The following is a 15,643-nucleotide window of genomic DNA, read 5'->3' on the forward strand; positions in this document are numbered from 1 at the left end:
AATGTTCTTTAAACATATTTATGAACCCGGACTTGCTCATGCCAGCTACATTGTTGGTTGCCAAAAAACAGGTGAAGCTCTCGTTATCGATGCCAAGAGGGATATCGAAGACTATATCAAAATTGCGGAACAGGAAAAATTAAGAATAACACATATTGCCGAGACCCACATACATGCTGATTTTCTCGCCGGTTCACAGGAACTTGCTGAAGTCACTGGAGCAAAACTTTACTTGTCGGATGAGGGTGGTGCCGACTGGCAGTATTCATTTCCCCATGTTGGATTAAAAGACGGTGATTCCTTTATGGTCGGAAATCTTAAAATCGAGGTGATGCACTCACCCGGTCACACACCTGAACATATTTCATTCATTCTGACCGACACTCCTGCCTCACCACATCCTGTAATGATCTTTACCGGTGATTTTGTTTTTGTCGGAGATGTAGGAAGACCTGACCTCCTCGAAAAAGCTGCCGGAATTGCAGGCACAAAAGAAGCAGGTGCCCGCCAGATGTTCCAATCTCTGAAAAAGTTCAGAGCCCTCCCCGACCATCTTCAGGTTTGGCCCGCCCATGGGGCAGGCTCCGCATGTGGCAAGGCTCTCGGAGCCGTTCCTTCTTCGACAGTAGGCTACGAAAAGCTCGTAAACTGGGCATTTAAGATCGATGATGAAGAGAAATTTGTCGAAGCGCTGCTTGAAGGACAACCGGAGCCTCCAAAGTATTTCGCAATGATGAAGAAATTGAATAAAGCGACAAGACCTTTGCTTACCCGCGTACCTGAACCCCGCAGATTACATACCGAAGGAATGCTTGATGCTCTAAAATCAGGTATCCGTATAATTGATACAAGGAATAAACTGTCATTCTCAGGCGGGCACATCCCTGGAAGCATCAACATACAGGATAATTCGGCTTTCAGTACATGGGCAGGATGGATACTCAATTATCAGGATCCATTTATTCTGGTTGCACCTTCTCACCGGATTGAAGCCCTCACAAAAGCATTGATCAGGATCGGACTCGATAACATTTACGGCTATCTGGAGGATGTGGAAGAACTTGCTGACTCAGGACTTGAACTGGAAACGCTGCAGCAGTTTACATGTAAGGACCTGGAGGATAACAGAGATGAAATTTTTATTCTCGATGTTCGCAATGAGACTGAAAGAATTGCGGCAAGAATCGAAGGCTCTCATCATGTCTTCGCGGGCTGGCTGACTGAACATGTCGACAGATTACCCGCAGATAAAACAATTGTAGTTCACTGCGCCGGTGGTGACAGGTCTGCAATAGCTGCAAGCCTGCTGATGTCAATGGGTTTTGAAAATGTTGCCAACCTCACAGGTGGTATCAATGCCTGGATTCAAAGCGGACACCCTGTGGTAAGCGGAGTCGAGCTTGAACCGGTGTCATGAATTACCTTCGGTGACTAAATACCGGTAATTATTTTCTCTGGTACACAATCCCGAGCGAAAGTGGCGATTTCTCCAATTTTGAAAGAATCATCCCAATTTGAGTTCCGGGATTGTCGTTCCAGTCAGTAGTGTAGATTTTATTCTCAGTCATTAAACCCGCACCGGGGGATTTTAAGTCTTCCGTCTTCGATGAATCGTTGAGCAGCACTTCATCCACTGAAGGTTTTCCGAGTTGTTTTTCAAGTTCCGATTTTACTGCCTTGTAGATGGAAACTGCCCCGTCAGGATTTTTTTCATCAACCACAAATTTGACTGTTCCTGAGAACAGGCTTCCCGACTCATCAAAAAAGTAGAATACTTCAGCCTTGTAACCGTAAACTTCGCCGGAAAACACGAGTGCAGTGGAATCATCTTTGGTTACCTTCAGCTTTTCGACTTTTTTCACCTCATCCGCCGTCATCCCCCATTGCGCCGAGCGGAATCCCTTGATTGCCGGTTGTTCCACGGTCTGTGTCTCAGCAGGTTTTTCCTCTTTTGAACAACCTGTCAGCAAAGTAAACAGAGGAAGTAATAGAAAAAGCGAAAAAATAATTCGAAATCCGGCGGGAATATTTGAAGATGTTGTAGTCAGGAATCGTAAATTCATTGGTAATGTCCGTATGTAAAAAATATGAACTTAAATTTACGAAATATTTATTTTTTTGAAGCATTCGGGACAGTAAAATCCCCCTTTAATATCTATTTCTTCCACCGAAGTTGATGTGTGCATAACACAATCCCACTCGAGGCAGTGAACCAAACCCATGTTATGCCCCAGTTCATGATATATCTCTTTCAGAGTGCGGGTAAAGAGCAGGTCGAAGTCAGCTTCACCTGTGTAGAGTTCCTCATGAAGTCTGAAGAGGGAAACAACTGAGAGTTTGCCCCTCAGTTGTGCCTCACCATAAACATATTTGAACACCGGATTAAAGAGATCCACATTCAGCAGCGCCATTCGGAAGGCAGTGTTTCCGTTATGAGTGATCACAAGGTGCTGCAGGATGTCAGGTGTATAATACTGATTCCTCTCCTCATTCAGAGCTGATTCCAAATCGAACAGTGATTCATATTGATGTACCTCCAGAGGAAGTCTCATTTCAATGTCAGCTTTGATTTTCTTAAAGAGAATTGAATCCGTAAAGCCGAGAAACTCGATCTCGAAAATCTTCCTGTTGTTCTTTTTTGAGAAGAAGTTTTTTAACAATCTTGCATCCCTGCAGGAATCAGCGTTCGATGTTGTATTTACTCATCTTGTTGTATAAGGTAACTCTGTCAATTCCGAGTACCTTGGCAACTTTTGAGATATTAAACCCGTACTTCTCCAGCATCCTGATGATGTGTTTCTTCTCGACTATTTCCAAAGCCTCTTCCTCATCCGATTTTTGAGCATGAATATTGAAAGGAAGGTCATCGGGCTTTATCTCACCGCTCCTTCTCATTACAACGGCTCTTTCGATGGCATTCTCCAGTTCCCTCACATTTCCGGGCCAGGGATATGACTGCAGGAACTCCATTGCATCTTTTGAAATCCCTTTAATGTTCCGGTTCATTCCCGATGCAAATTTGGTCAGAAAATGCTCAGCCAGATGGGGAATATCCTCTTTCCTCTCCCGGAGTGGTGGTATTGTAATGCTGAAAACATTAAGCCGGTAATAAAGGTCTTCCCTGAACCTGCCATCTTTTACCATCTCCTCAAGAGATTCATTCGTAGCACAGATCACCCTGAAATTACTCGAAATCAAATCATTTCCACCTACACGGGTGAACTGTTTCGATTCAATAACCCGCAGAAGGTCGATTTGTGTTTTTGGCGAAACGAGTCCGATTTCATCCAGAAAAATTGTGCCGTTGTCGGCAAGTTCAAACTTCCCTTTTCTCTTATACTGTGCACCTGTAAATGCACCTCTTTCATGACCAAACAGTTCACTTTCGAGAAGTGATTCGGGAAGTGCACCGCAATTAACTGTTATCATAGGGAAATATTTTCTGGGAGAATTTATGTGAATCGCCTTTGCGACGAGTTCCTTTCCCGTCCCGCTCTCACCGTAAATAAGCACAGTGGTGTCCGCACCTGCAACAGTATTGATCAGTTCATAAATCTTCCGCATTTCGGGAGATTCGCCGATAAGATTGTCAGGCTTTATAAGGTCTTCAATCCGCTCCTTCAACTTTCTGTTTTCATTAACCAGTTCCCTGTCTTTCAAAGCCTTATGAATCAGATGAGTAAGTTCATCGGGATCCACAGGTTTTGTTACATAATCGTATGCACCCTCTTTCAATGCCTGAATGGCTGTTGTGACAGAAGCAAAAGCCGTTATCATTATCACTGTTGCATGAATGTCAATCTGTTTTATTTTTGCAAGAAGTTCAAGACCGCTCATTCCGGGCATTTTAATATCGAGCAACACAATGTCAAATTTGTCCACATCATATACTTTTAGAGCCTCTTCCCCGCTGTCCACAGGGGTTACTTCGAATCCTTCCTCTTCAAACCAGTGAAAAAGCGATTCCCTGAATATTTTTTCATCGTCAACTACAAGAATTTTCTTTCCCATTATTTAACTTTCGGCAATGTTATCAAAATTGTTGTTCCGCTGTTCGAGGTCTTCTCAACCTCGACATTTCCTTCGTGTGCATGAATGATTCCATACACAACCGACAATCCGAGTCCTGTACCTCTGACTGCTTCTTTTGTCGAGTAAAATGGTTCAAAGATGTGGGGTAAATCTTTCTCTGCGATACCACATCCCTGGTCAATAATTCTAAGATCAATATGTTCCCCTGCATCATCCACTTTAATTGTAATTGTGCCTCCACCGCTCATTGCCTCGATGGCATTAATCAGAAGTGATAGAATTACCTGTTGAATTTTCTGAGGATTACCGTTCACAATTACGGGTTCTGTGGGAATTTCTTTTACAAGTTTTATCCTGTTTATCTCGAGGTGGTGGTTGATCAGCATCTCTGACCGGGTGATAATCTCAGCAAGATTGGAATAAAGATACTGCTCGTCACCCCGGTGCGAGAAGAGGAGAAGATCTTTAACAATACCCCCGCATCTTTCTGATTCTTCGGCAATCAGCATCAGGAATTTTATAATGTCTTCGAATTCAGTTTTGTTTTCGAGTTTGTTCAATTTCTTTATTATCAGTCTCGAATAGTTTAATATCCCGGCGAGAGGATTGTTTAACTCGTGCGCCACCGTTGCAGACAGCTTTCCGAGTGATGCAAGTTTTTCAACCTGAATTATGCCGGCATATACATTTTTGAGCTCGTCGGTTTTTTCTTCGATCTTTGTATTAAGTGTATCGTTCCACTCTTTTATCTCTTTGTATGCAGAGTCAAGCTTCATTGACATGTCGTTAAACTGGGATGCCATTTCACCAAACTCATCGTTGCTGTTTAATTTGATCCTGTAATTAAGATTGCCACCCGCAATCTGTCCGATACCTTTGGTTATTTTTTTAATCGGTCTTACCACGAGAAATGTAACAAGTAGAGCTGTCAGTATCGAAATCACCGTCATCCCGACCAGCGAGTTTGTGATTACCGTCTCGATATTCGCCTCAACTATGTCATCGATATTCTCAAGCGACATCTTTACTTCAAGAATTCCGAGAATTTTCGAGCTGTGTGCATCGGAGTGACAACCGGAAGTGGAACAGTCTTTTTCGTTTTCAATCGGATTCAGCAAAAGCATATATTTGTTCGTTCCGTCATTCACTATCCTTCTGCGGTCAATCAGCGACAGTTTCTCAAGTGGTCTCTGATCCGTTGAATGGCATGGCGAGCAAATGTCCGACTTTATGCTGACACTCTGCTTCAGATATTTCTTGTCACCTGCAAATCTCACAAATCCTTCTTTGTCATAAAGCTTAATGGAGAGGATTCCATCCTTTTTCTCAAGATTTTTAAATATTTCATTCACATGTTCTTTGGAATTAAGAATCATGCTGTACCGTGTTGAATTTTTTATCAATTCGCTAAGATTGTAGGCATTTGTGGAGAGTGATTCGATCATGTCTTCACGCAGTTTTGCCGTAGTTAGAAGTGTCTGTGTAACAAGCATAATCACCAAAACCGCAGAAGTGATGAAGACCAGTTTGAAGCTTAAGCTTCCGGTAATCTTTTTCATTTTAAGTTTCTTAAATAAAAAAATGAATTCGTAGTGTTAAATTATAATAATTTAGTATATTAAAACAATGAAAATTTAGATTTTTCCCTCCTTAAAAAAAATATTTTTGAGTTTTCAAAGATTTAATTTGCAGGAGTCAGAAAAATACCTTAATTTTTAGTATCTCAAAATTGTTATAATTATATCGGTTCTATTTTATGCGAACAATTTCCACACTTTTTGTCCTCCTCATCCTGGCAGCACCTGTGTTTGGCCAGAGTATAAACGGCAGGATCAGTTCATCTGTCTACATGTTTGAGAGATATGATGCCCCTGCCACCTCCGACTTCCAAGCCAGAGGTTACCATTCTGCGATCCTTAATCTGAATTACGAAAAATTCTCTTTAAGGACTCATTTAAATTACGAGAATTACTTCAATACAAGCGCCGATTCAAGATTGAGGGTCTATAACCTCTATTTTGAAGCCAGAAAACTTTTTGACATAGCAACTGTGAAGATTGGAAGACAACCTGTCTTTTCAACAATTGCCGGCGGGGTTTTCGATGGTGTTTCGGTAAATGCAGCTTACAAAATGTTCGGACTCGATGCATGGTATGGCGGAAATGTCCCTGCTTACCAGAAACTTGAGATCACCGACAGTTGGAAAGACGACTATTTACTCGGTGGAGAATTGAAGGCTCAGATTATCCCACAACTGCTCATTGGTGTTGGTGGATTCGTCAAGAACTTTAAGCCTTATTCATATACGGCTACCCGTCTTGATGACGCTTTCAACCCCATCTCGGTGCTGATTCAGGAAAAATCGAACCAGTATAAATTCCTCCAGGGAAGAATCTCGTATGATCAGGGCGAAGGCTTTCAGTTCAACGCAAGATATGAATATGACATGAATTATCAGAAAACATCCAGAATTGAGTTCGATGGTGTCTCAAGTCCTGTGAAAAACTGGCATTTCAATGTCTATTATAACTACCTCGCACCAAGGATCAGATACAATTCAATCTTCTCTGTGTTCGATTTTGCCAACACCACAGAACTTGAAATCGGTGCCGGATACGACCTGACGAAAAGCATCACACTCAACGGTAGAGTTGGAGTTGTAAGCTATCAGGGCGATAATGCAAGCAGGTTCACAATCTCTGCAAACACAAACTTTGGCTCATTGAGCTACAGAAAAAGTATGGGTTATGCCGGTGAACAGGATGCAATTTCGTTGTATCTCGCCAAGTCGCTTTTCGACGGGCTTATTACCCCTTCAGCAGGAATTGCTTATACGAGTTATAAACTCTCTCCTGACGCAGAAACAAACAGTCTGACAACAATTATGGGGGGTCTGAATATCAGAGCCATCAGATGGTTGTCTTTCGACCTTCAGGCTCAATACCTGAACAACAAAATATACAAGAACGATCTCAGAATGTTCTTCAAAGCTAATTACTGGTTTAACACAATTTTTTAGATAGATGGCTATGAAAACAAAATATATTTACTCAAGTCTGACGATCCTTGCTGTTGCGTTTCTGCTCTTTTCGGCTTTTACTTCAAGAAGCCACCTGACTTCAGATTCAACATCAAAGGTCATCAAATTTTCACACGAGCTCCATTCATCAGTAATGGAATGTGCGGATTGCCATACCGGAATAACAACCGCTACTTCTCTTAACCAAAGAATGCTGCCCGAGAAATCAGTCTGCGCAAGCTGCCACGATGTCGAAAATTCCGACAAATGCGGCACATGCCACTACGAAGATGTTTACGAACCTCTTAAACAAAAAACATCAGGCCTTATTTTCAACCACGCTTTTCATCTTAAAAATGCTCCTCTTGCAAAAAATGGAGAGAAGTGTCTCGGATGTCATAAAGATGTGAACCTTTCAACAGGCGTCGAAATAAGAGGGAAATACAATCCGACAATGGAAGCCTGCTGGACATGTCACGCAGAAACCAAACTTGCTACCAATGCATGTGAAGCCTGCCACATCTCCACTGCAAGTCTGATTCCTCAGACCCACAAGCTTGCTGAATTCTCGACCAGACACAAATTTGCTGCCATGGCTCCTGGAGCCAACTGCATGATGTGCCACGATAATTCAACATGCCAGGATTGCCATCTTGCCAATTCAGTTATGACGGAAGGCAATACAGGCGAAAGTTTCTACAAACCAAGCGAAGGAAGCAATTTCACCGATGGAGCAAAGGTTCAAAAACTTTCCAGAGTGCACGATCTTAACTACAGATTCTCCCATGGAATCGATTTTAAGGGAAAAGCCTCTGATTGTCAGACCTGCCACCAGACTGAAACTTTCTGCTCTACCTGCCACAACCAAAAAGGCGGCGATTTTGCTCAGGCAGGGTTCGTCCCCTACTCCCATACAAAAACCAATTTTGTTATGATTGGTGTTGGCTCGGGTGGTGGTGAACATGCACTGCTGGCTAAAAGAGACCTTGGTTCATGTGCTTCCTGCCACGATGCATCAGGTGCTGATCCTGTCTGTGTACAGTGTCATAACGATGCTGACGGTATCAAAGGAACCAATCCGAAAACTCACCTTTCCGGATTCATGAGAAGCGAAAATGGAGACTGGCATAAAGACATGAATTCAGTCTGCTACAATTGTCACACTGATGCAAACGCAAAACCTAACGGAATAACCGGTATAGGATTCTGCGGTTATTGCCATAAATAATCGCCGAGGTTAAGTAAATGAAAAAGTTATATTTTTATTCTGTTTTGTTGTCCGTATCATTAGCGTTCCTCTTTGCAGGTTGCAGTAAGTTGAAGGAAGACATTCCTGCAGCTCCCGCTGTCAATGCTCATACCGAAGGAATTGTTAAAAGAGGTGCACCCGACCATCACTCCGTTCTGATCAAAAATCAGAAGTATAATATGAAGCCGTGTACAGCATGTCATGGCAGTAATTATGCCGGCGGAATCATGGGAGCAAGTGCTTCATGCTTAAAATGCCACACTCAGCCAAAGGGACCTGAAGCATGCAATACATGCCATGGAAGTTACAGAGACCCGTCAGTTATTGCTCCTACTGCAAACGGTGCACATAATCCACATCTCTATGTAAATGTCCAGGGTAAAAAAGTTGCCTGCGTCGAGTGTCATACTGTTCCTGCAACATATTATGCTGCCGGTCATATTGACAATCCCGATGATCCTGCGGAAATTGTATTTGGTACTTTCACCAAAACCCAGTCGAATAAGCCGGGTACACCCAATTATGCAGCTTCCCTGCCAACTTATACTCCTGCGCCAACATATTCAACTGCAACAGGTTGTGCAAACACCTACTGCCATGGTTACTTCAAAAACGGTAATCTTACAAATGCGGTTAAATGGACAGATGGAGTAAATGGAAAGAAATGCGGCAGTTGCCATGGAGATCCTGCAACAGGAAATCCTTTACCAAAAGGAACCCACATTCAGGGCTCATTTGCAAACAATTGCACAGGATGTCATAACTCCACGAAATACAATGCCACAACAAATACCTGGACTGTCGATTCAACCAGAGTACATGTCGATGGTAAACTTCGTATCTTCGGAAATGATATCGATTACTAAGCGGTTTGCCGATTAATTAAAACAAAAGGCTGTCTCGCAAGGGGCAGCCTTTTTTTATGTTTGAAGTTTGAGGTATGAAGTTTGAAAAAACCTCCGGACAACATCTAAAAAACCTGCCTGGGCAGGTGACATGTTCGTAGAAAACCACCCATCCCCTGTCTGTTCAATTCGCCTGGGCGAGTGACATGTTCGTAGAAAACCAGCCATTCCCCTTCTGTTCAATTCGCCTGGGCGAGTGACATGTTCGTAGAAAACCACCCATCCCCTTTCTGATCAACTCGCCTGGGCGAGTGACATGTTCGTAGAAAACCAGCCATTCCCCTTCTGTTCAACTCGCCTGGGCGAGTGACATGTTCGTAGAAAACCAGCCATCCCATGTCTGTTCAACTCGCTTGGGCGAGTGACATGTTCGTAGAAAACCCCCCATCCCATGTCTGTTCAACTCGCCTGGGCGAGTTTTTAGGTTGAGATGTCAGGTTCTATTTGTAGTCATAACATAAGGTTTGTCGGTTGGACAATCGAGACGATTGTCGCTCCTTTTCAGAAGAATAAAATTTCGGATTTCGAATTTTACATCCTCGAAATCCGTGTTTAATCCGTTTCATCCGTGTTCCAATTCCCCTCTCTGCGAAACTCCGTCTAATCTGCGGGTATCTGCGTCCAATCCAATTAATAACTCAAAACTAATAACTAATAAATAACCACTCTTCCATCCGCCATTTCGATGAGGTTGTCGCCGATAGCCATGAGGTCTTTATTGTGCGTGACGATTACGAAGGTTTTTCCGAATTCATCTCTGAGCTTGAGGAACAGGTCATTTATTGCGTTCGCGTTGTTGGAATCGAGGTTTCCGGTGGGCTCATCGGCGAGAATGACTTTTGGATCGTTGCTCAGAGCTCTTGCGAGGGCTGCCCTCTGCTGTTCGCCGCCCGACATTTCTGCCGGTTTGTGGTTTTTTCGCGATTCTAGACCTGTAATGGAAATGAGTTGAAGAGCTTTTTCGAAGGCTTCCTTCTTCCCTTTTCCGGCAATCAACATTGGAATCGCAACATTTTCAAGTGCAGTAAACTCGGGTAACAGGTGATGAAACTGAAAAACAAATCCTATGTTTTCGTTCCTGAATTTCGAGAGCTTCTTCTGACTCAACGAAAAAATATCCGTCCCCATTATGTTCACGCTTCCGGCATCGGGTTTATCAAGTCCGCTGATAATATGGAGCAGTGTGCTTTTTCCCGCACCTGAAGCACCAACGATTACGGAAATTTTGTTCTCCGGAATCGAAATGTCAACACCTTTCAAAACTTCAAGTGTGTTTTGTTTTGAGACTCTGTAGGACTTCACAAGTCCGCTGCCGTTAATTATTTTGTTCATACTGTTCAAATTTAATTTCTGATCTGTTCTGCCATAGCAGTTCTTGATTTTGCACTAAAAATAAATTCCTGAAAAAAATCACTCCCACCTTATTGCATCAATCGGATCAATTTCTGCTGCTTTTTTAGCGGGATATATGGAAGCCAGAAGTGACAGCCCGATTGAAGCTGACAAAATGAGGAAATAATCAATTAAATTGAGCTCCATCGGCATGTATGCCATTTTGAAACGCAACGGATCGAGAGCAATTATATGATAGTTGATTTGCAGGTAGTAAAGTCCAAATCCAATGAGCCCGCCTGCAAGCGTACCAATCACACCGGTAAGAAAACCCTGAATGACAAAAATTCGTATAATCGTCGATTTGTCCATTCCCATGGCAGTCAAGACACCGATATCCCTCTTTTTCTCCATTACCGACATGGTAAGAGATGCAAGAATATTAAACACTGCAACCAGAATAATCAGCGACAACAGAAACCAGGCAACAAGTCTTTCCAGCATCATCACATTGTAAATATCGCTGTGGAGGTCGTACCATGTGGAAAAAACCAGATCCTTTGTGCCGAACTTTTCACTCAGAATCTCCTTTAGCCCGTCGGCTTTTCTGTAGTCATCAAACCTGATTTCATATCCCTGTACTTCCTCACCGTAACCGAGGACAAACCCGGCGTGCTCAAGATCGGTAAAAATATATTCTCCATCATACTCGTTGTTTTTCGACTGGTAAATGCCTCTCACAATCAACTGAATATTCTGGACATTCCCCGCACCTGAAACAAGGTTCTCGATACCTGCAGGTGATAAAACTGTAAGAGTATCACCAATTCCCAAACCTAATTTTTCCGAAAGATTTATTCCGATAAATGCAGCACCTGACTCGCCTGAAAAATTATACTCTCCCGACCAAAGTGCCTCTTTTATCCCGTAAACATCTTTCCCTTTTCCCGGATCAATTCCTTTTAGCCTGGCAATTCTGTTGTAATCCTTAGAAATTACTGCGGTCTTCCCTTCTACAAATCCGGAAAAGCTGTCTTTGTAGGGACTTTGTTCGATGTAGCGCTTTACAGAATCGAGTGATGCTCCCGGGTCCTCAGCTATTGACTCAATACGGAGATGAGGCTCAAAGCTTACCAGGAATGACCGTACCATCCCGGCAAATCCGTTGAAAATTGCAAGCACTATGATTAAAGCCGCAACACCGAGCGTAATTCCGCCAATCGACAGGAATGAAATGATCGAAATAAAATTGATATGTCGCTTGCTCAGAAGGTATCGCAAAGCAAAGAAAAGTGACAGTGATCCTGTTTTCAATTGAACCTCAAAGCTTTCACAGGATCAATCCTTGATGCAGCAAATGCGGGAATGAGAGACGACAGGATGCTTAGCCCAACCGAAACTCCAAAGACGGTCAGAAAATATGTGCCGTTTATCGATATCGGTACTTTATCGACAAAATAAATCGTCGGATTCAGTTGCACAAGTCCAAATTCCATCTGAATATAACAGAGGATGTAACCAAATATTACGCCGGCTATTGCACCTCCAATTCCAAGGAGCAGACCTCTGACAAGGAATATCCTCGTAATAAATCCGGGTGAGGCTCCGATTGCTTTCAGTGTACCGATGGTGTTCGTCTTGTCGAGAACAAGCATCAAAAGTGCACTGATTATGTTAAATGCCGCAACCACAATAATCAGACCCAGCACAATCGGAATCGGTTTCCGCTGCAATTCTATCCAGTTGAACATTTGCCTGTTGGCATCAACAAAAGTGACAGCGAAAAACGGATGCCCCAGCGCCTGTTGCAGTTCATTTTTCAAAGAATCTGCAGGTATCCCCCGCTTCAACTTCACTTCAATCAGATTGATCTTGTCGTCCATCTCATACAATCTTTGCAACTGTGAAATGGCTGTATAAGCAAAAGCATCGTCATACTTCCCCATTCCGGTCTGATAGATTCCCGAAACAAAGAAATTTTCAACAGCAGGAAGTGCAGTCATACTCTTTAGATCTACAGCATTGATTGCGAAGAAATTTACAACATCACCCGGTTTTACCCTGAGTTTTGTCGCGAGAGTCTTTCCGATTACCACCCGGTTCAGTGAATCGTCATCAAGCCCCAAATCGAAACTGCCGGCTACCAGCTTTAATCCTTCTCTCTTCTCGAGGTAACCGTCGGTTATCCCCTTCAGAGTGACACCTTCATTTATTCTGCTTTTCCCCAGAATACATATTTTCTGTGCACCGAATTCTATCGATTGAAGACCGGAACCGGTTATCGTTCTAATTGTTTTTTCTGCCTTTTCCGGCTCGGGTAAATCCTGATTGCCATATCCGTAAACCTGTATGTCGGAATCGAAAGTAACAAGTTTTTCGCTGATCACTTTCTCATATCCTTCAAGCACACTCAAGGCAACAACGAGTGTTGTCACACCAAGGGCAATACCGGCAAGTGCAGCCAGCGAGAAAAATGTATAGGTCTTCGACTTGTTGCCGGGCTTCAGATACCTTTTAAGCAGAAATAATGAGGCACTCAAGTTATTTTCCTGAAGCTCTGCAAAGAAATTTCAGTATGTCGAGTTCAAAACTGTCCGAAGTTGCTGTCTTGTTTACAGGTTTGGATGAACCCGGTTTCGACACATCCTTTCCTGTTGGATCAAATTTCTTTTCGAAATTTTGAACAAAATCGTTTTTCCCGCAGACGATAGTCCAGTTATACTCGTTCTGTCCATACATACTCTTTAATACCTTGTCGATATTGTCGGGAGCGGTCTGATCAAACTCTGACTGGAAAACATTCAACATGTTCAAGTCGACATCCGCTGTCACAACTGATTTGATAGTGGCTGTGATGCTTGAATCGGCGTTGGTCTTAAGTTCATTGGGTGAATAAAAGAAATATTCATTTCCGTGTTTGATAAACTGTGCATCCTTCACGACAGGCATCCACCCGCTTTTTGCCATCTCGTTCAGAATTGTCATCTTTTTCAACAGTTCAATCAGTTTTTTGTTCTTTTTGTACTTATATGCCTCCGCATAAAAATTCAGCGACTCCTCGTACGACTTGGAATTGAACTTGAGGTGCCCCTTCTCCATCTTCGTATTGTAAATGATATTCGCTATGTACTGGATGGAATCTTTCGGAGCATCTTTCCTCTTCATCAAGCCATCATAAGTGACCGTCATCATCGAATCGATTCTGTTCACAACAGTAAACCCCTTGTCGTAGTCACCTGCATCAAAATACATCCCGTAAAGTTCGCTCAAAGCGTTGATGTTTTTCGGATCCACTTCCAAAACCTTGTTGAAGTGGTGCACGGAACTGTCGAGAATCCCGACGAATTTATAAATTTGCGCCAGCCCGAAATGGGAAATGGTGTAATATTTGTTTTCCTTGTCAGGTCCGATTGCATCAAGACACAACTGGAAGTATTTTTTCCCGTTTGCGGCATCATTTATCATCATCGATACCCTGCCGACATCGTTGTAAATGTTTACTTTCGAAAAGTCAAAATCATTCCATCTGAAAACGGGTACTTCGAGGTAATCAAGCGATTCAAGATAATACTTAATCGCCTCGGAGAAGTGCTTCTTTATCTTGTTTGTGTCTTTTGTATCGGGCGGGACAAACTCTTTTACCATCCCCTTGTAGTAGGTCAGGATGGCTTTCATGTTCGATTTTCCCTCTTTGAACAACTTAAGTCCCTGATCCAGATTCATATTTGCACTTCTTTCATCTTTTGCATAAATGAAAGTAATCGCAATTTTTATGTAAACTTCAGGGTCGTTTTTCTCCAGATTGAGAGCTTCAAGATATTTCATGCGGGCATTCAATACATCGGGCGGGCGTTTGTTCAGCAACTTATCCCCCTCCAAAAGCAGTTCCTTATACCCGTTTTGAGCCATTAAACCGAATTGAAGCAAAATTAAACACAACAGGCCACTTAAAAGTCGCGACATTATTTCCTCATAATAAGAATTTCAAAAATCAAACTCTAAATTTACCTATTTATACGAAATGAAGGAGTAATAGTTTCGTGCAATTTTTTTGCCTGTACCTGATGCCTCAAAAAATATTGAAACAAATTTTAAGAAAAATTCAAAAAATGTTTGGATAAATTTGCCGGGAACCCTATATTTGTAGTCTGTTTATTTTTAGTTCTGTAACATAATGTTTGCGGCAGAAAATACTGCCCATAGATACCAAAATCTTATATCGGGGTATAGCGTAGCCCGGCTAGCGCGCCTGGTTTGGGACCAGGAGGTCGCAGGTTCGAATCCTGCTACCCCGACAAATCCAGTTATCTGATGATTTTCTATGGGCCCGTAGCTCAATCGGATAGAGCATCAGCCTTCTAAGCTGAGGGTTAGTGGTTCGAGTCCACTCGGGCTCACAAGAATTTTGTTCCGGAACTTTTGAATAAACTTGTTTTGTTGTTACTTTAGATGGCCCCATCGTCTAAAGGTTAGGACATCGCCCTTTCACGGCGGTAATAGGGGTTCGAATCCCCTTGGGGTCACAAAAAAACCCTCATTTTCTTCTGAAGATGAGGGTTTTGACTTTTTTAAATTCCACCCTGATTTATCGACCAAAGATGGCTTTATTTTGCCGATAAATTTTCTGAGATATCGCAAAATGAAAAAAATCTCAATCTCCCTTCAAGCTGCCATCATCATTACCGGGCTCGCCGCTTTTGTTTTTATGCTTTGGGAACCCCACCTCGAGGGGAGAAACGCTCACTCCACCCTCTTCCAAATTTACTTCAACGATCCGTTTCTTGCGTTTGCATATTTGGCTTCAATCCCTTTTTTCACTGCACTTTATCAGGGTTTTAAACTCTCAAGGCTTTACGGACAAAACATAAAACAATCGGAAGCGGTACTAAAATCACTTCGAGTAATAAAAATTTGTGCGATACTAACCATCGCTTTTGTCACTATCGGAGAAGTCTTCATCCTTTCAAGCAACAGCGATGATCCTGCCGGCGGAGTTTTTATCGGTGTCATAATTGCCACAGGATCCGTTTTGGTAGCAGTTGCCGCAATGAAGGCTGAAGCATATGTAAAGAAATCCTCTGCGTAAACCTCCCGAAGGGATGCCTT

The 15,643-nt window shown here is 42.6% G+C and carries 13 protein-coding genes and 3 tRNA genes; 8 read left to right on the plus strand and 8 right to left on the minus strand.

The genetic code is table 11. The features are described from left to right. Window position 1 precedes the first annotated feature (1 nt). Entirely contained in the window at window positions 2-1,417 is a 1,416-nt protein-coding gene (locus LCH52_06375; protein ID MCA0388106.1) for an MBL fold metallo-hydrolase, read from the plus strand. 28 nt (window positions 1,418-1,445) lie between these two features. On the opposite strand, the gene LCH52_06380 is transcribed toward LCH52_06375, so the two are convergent. Genes LCH52_06380 through LCH52_06395 form a run of 4 tightly spaced genes read right to left on the minus strand, consistent with a single transcriptional unit; the run spans window position 1,446 to window position 5,591 of the window. Further along, complete coding sequence (locus LCH52_06380) at window positions 1,446-2,063, minus strand: hypothetical protein (GenBank protein MCA0388107.1); 618 nt, start codon at window positions 2,061-2,063, stop codon at window positions 1,446-1,448. 36 nt (window positions 2,064-2,099) lie between these two features. After that, window positions 2,100-2,660: an archemetzincin gene (locus LCH52_06385; GenBank protein ID MCA0388108.1), complete on the minus strand. Its 561-nt coding sequence runs from the start codon at window positions 2,658-2,660 to the stop codon at window positions 2,100-2,102. A gap of 19 nt (window positions 2,661-2,679) precedes the next feature. Continuing rightward, complete coding sequence (locus LCH52_06390) at window positions 2,680-4,011, minus strand: sigma-54 dependent transcriptional regulator (GenBank protein ID MCA0388109.1); 1,332 nt, start codon at window positions 4,009-4,011, stop codon at window positions 2,680-2,682. Continuing rightward, complete coding sequence (locus LCH52_06395) at window positions 4,011-5,591, minus strand: HAMP domain-containing histidine kinase (protein MCA0388110.1); 1,581 nt, start codon at window positions 5,589-5,591, stop codon at window positions 4,011-4,013. Before LCH52_06395 ends, LCH52_06390 begins: the two co-directional genes overlap by 1 nt. Window positions 5,592-5,788: 197 nt before the next feature. On the opposite strand from LCH52_06395, the gene LCH52_06400 reads away from it, so the two are divergent. From LCH52_06400 to LCH52_06410, 3 genes are read left to right on the plus strand one after another with little or no spacing between them, the layout of a single operon-like run. Then, on the plus strand, window positions 5,789-7,051 hold the full coding sequence (locus tag LCH52_06400) for a hypothetical protein (GenBank protein MCA0388111.1): 1,263 nt from the start codon (window positions 5,789-5,791) through the stop codon (window positions 7,049-7,051). A gap of 10 nt (window positions 7,052-7,061) precedes the next feature. Beyond that, window positions 7,062-8,279, plus strand: a complete 1,218-nt coding sequence (locus LCH52_06405) for a cytochrome C (protein ID MCA0388112.1) — start codon at window positions 7,062-7,064, stop codon at window positions 8,277-8,279. A 17-nt stretch (window positions 8,280-8,296) separates the two neighbouring features. Next, a complete protein-coding gene (locus LCH52_06410) occupies window positions 8,297-9,166 on the plus strand; it encodes a CxxxxCH/CxxCH domain-containing protein (GenBank protein ID MCA0388113.1) in 870 nt (289 codons plus the stop codon). A gap of 690 nt (window positions 9,167-9,856) precedes the next feature. Here the strand turns inward: LCH52_06410 and LCH52_06415 are convergent. From LCH52_06415 to LCH52_06430, 4 genes are all read right to left on the minus strand, one after another. Then, window positions 9,857-10,537, minus strand: a complete 681-nt coding sequence (locus tag LCH52_06415) for an ABC transporter ATP-binding protein (protein ID MCA0388114.1) — start codon at window positions 10,535-10,537, stop codon at window positions 9,857-9,859. Between the two features lie 78 nt (window positions 10,538-10,615). Continuing rightward, the gene (locus LCH52_06420; GenBank protein MCA0388115.1) at window positions 10,616-11,851 is read right to left on the minus strand and encodes an ABC transporter permease; all 1,236 of its coding nucleotides are present in this window, start codon (window positions 11,849-11,851) and stop codon (window positions 10,616-10,618) included. After that, the gene (locus tag LCH52_06425) at window positions 11,848-13,077 is read right to left on the minus strand and encodes an ABC transporter permease (protein ID MCA0388116.1); all 1,230 of its coding nucleotides are present in this window, start codon (window positions 13,075-13,077) and stop codon (window positions 11,848-11,850) included. Before LCH52_06425 ends, LCH52_06420 begins: the two co-directional genes overlap by 4 nt. Before the next feature lies 1 nt (window position 13,078). Continuing rightward, complete coding sequence (locus LCH52_06430; protein MCA0388117.1) at window positions 13,079-14,500, minus strand: hypothetical protein; 1,422 nt, start codon at window positions 14,498-14,500, stop codon at window positions 13,079-13,081. Window positions 14,501-14,757: 257 nt separating this feature from the next. Here LCH52_06430 and LCH52_06435 point away from each other — a divergent pair. The 4 genes from LCH52_06435 (at window position 14,758) to LCH52_06450 (ending at window position 15,623) form a co-directional block, all read left to right on the plus strand. Beyond that, window positions 14,758-14,832: transfer RNA gene (locus LCH52_06435), tRNA-Pro, on the plus strand. A gap of 28 nt (window positions 14,833-14,860) precedes the next feature. After that, window positions 14,861-14,934 (plus strand) — tRNA-Arg (locus LCH52_06440). Window positions 14,935-14,988: 54 nt separating this feature from the next. Beyond that, window positions 14,989-15,060: transfer RNA gene (locus LCH52_06445), tRNA-Glu, on the plus strand. Window positions 15,061-15,176: 116 nt separating this feature from the next. Beyond that, on the plus strand, window positions 15,177-15,623 hold the full coding sequence (locus LCH52_06450; protein ID MCA0388118.1) for a DUF2975 domain-containing protein: 447 nt from the start codon (window positions 15,177-15,179) through the stop codon (window positions 15,621-15,623). Window positions 15,624-15,643 lie beyond the last annotated feature (20 nt).

The sequence above is a fragment of the Bacteroidota bacterium genome, from assembly GCA_020161395.1.
GTDB lineage: Bacteria > Bacteroidota > Ignavibacteria > Ignavibacteriales > Ignavibacteriaceae > UTCHB3.